Raw genomic sequence first — 301 nt, 5'->3', positions numbered from 1 at the left:
GATGAGGATCTGTTGCAATTAATAAGTTTCCTGCAACCATTACCAACCCTCCGAAGACTAATGATTTTTTGAACCCTAAGATTCTATCTGCAAAAATACCTCCGATAAAAGTAAATGCGTAAACAAAAGCTTGGATTGCTCCATATTTTAAATTTGATTCTGCATCCGTTAATCCCAACATATCTACCATAAAAATGGCAAGAACTCCTCTCATTCCATAGAAGCAGAAACGCTCCCACATTTCTACCATAAACAAATGCCAAAGCTGTTTTGGGTATTTCCCTTCAAAGTTTTGAATTTG

General features: G+C 36.2%; 1 pseudogene. It reads right to left on the bottom strand.

The features are described from left to right. A pseudogene (locus tag QWI17_RS09100) lies at positions 1-301 on the bottom strand (MFS transporter); the annotation flags it as partial.

The organism is Gilvimarinus gilvus (assembly GCF_030518155.1).
GTDB lineage: Bacteria > Pseudomonadota > Gammaproteobacteria > Pseudomonadales > Cellvibrionaceae > Gilvimarinus > Gilvimarinus gilvus.
This window is presented reverse-complemented; position numbering and strand designations above follow the sequence as displayed.